1 protein-coding gene is annotated in these 1214 nt (G+C 40.9%); it reads left to right on the top strand.

Annotated features, from left to right (window positions below; all coding sequences use genetic code 11):
• The first annotated feature begins 48 nt into the window (after positions 1–48).
• Positions 49–1196 (top strand): IS3 family transposase gene (locus J8L71_RS18305; RefSeq protein ID WP_211001794.1). Its coding sequence is split into 2 segments (ribosomal slippage): positions 49–286 and positions 286–1196, totalling 1149 coding nucleotides; the frame shifts between segments, so codons are not numbered across the junction.
• Positions 1197–1214: the final 18 nt, after the last annotated feature.

The following is a 1214-nucleotide window of genomic DNA, read 5'->3' on the forward strand; positions in this document are numbered from 1 at the left end:
GCTAGACACCCAATGAGTTACATTGTAACTTCTAATTAGAGGTGTTTTATGAGCAAAGGCAAACGGTATACCCAAGAATTTAAAATAGAAGCAGTTAAACAAATAACTGAACGTGGTTATTCAGTTGTTGAAGTATCAGAACGATTAGATATTTGTACCAAAACGTTATATCACTGGCGGAGCCAGTTATCAGACAAACCTAAAGCCGTTCAATCATCCGATGAAAAATTGAAGATCGCTAAATTAGAAGCGCAATTGAAACGTGTCACGGAGGAGCGGGATATTTTAAAAAAGGCCGCAAGGTACTTTGCCAGCAACCCCGAGTAAAGTACGGCTTCATTTATGATCATCAAAATGAGTTTTCCATTACGACGATGTGCCGCCTTTTTAAGCTGCATCGTAGTGGTTTTTATGCGTTGTTAAAAAAGCCTATAAGCGATAGAGCACTTGAAGATAATCGCTTGTTGAAACTCATTAAAGCGTTTTATGTGGCCAGTGGAGGCACGTATGGTAGCCCTTGGATACACGCAGACTTACGTGAAGCTGGTGAGCGATGTAGCGTAAACCGTGTTGCTAAGATCATGCGACAACATAAGCTTAAAGCGCAAATAGGGTATAAGCGTCGCCATATTAAAGGCGGTAAGACATCGCGGATTGCAGATAACTTATTAGCGCGTCAATTTAACCCACCTGCGCCGAATCAATCGTGGGTGAGCGACATAACTTACATAAGAACTTATGAAGGTTTTTTATATGTGGCAACAGTAATGGACTTATTCTCTAGGCGTATTGTGGGTTGGTCGATGGATAAAAATATGGACAAGCACCTTGTTATAAACGCATTGTTGATGGCGGTATATCAACGTCAACCGAAGGCTGAGGTAATGGTGCATAGCGATCAAGGTAGTCAATACGGTAGCGCTGACTATCTCGCATTTATGAAAGAACATAATCTTGTGCCTTCGATGAGCCGTGCTGGAAACTGTCATGATAATGCAGTTGCTGAAAGCTTTTTTGCGACGATTAAAAAGCGAATAGTTAAGCGTAAGATATATTCGACAAGGGAAGATGCGAAAGCTGAGATATTCAATTTTATAGAAATGTTCTACAATCCAAAAAAACGCCATTCACACACAGGCGGTGTTTCACCTGCTAAGTTTGAGGAAGCGTATTATTCTGAGTTAAAAACTGTCTAGTGAAAGCTGGGAAGTCCA

The organism is Pseudoalteromonas sp. MMG007, from assembly GCF_018100985.1.
Lineage (GTDB): Bacteria > Pseudomonadota > Gammaproteobacteria > Enterobacterales > Alteromonadaceae > Pseudoalteromonas.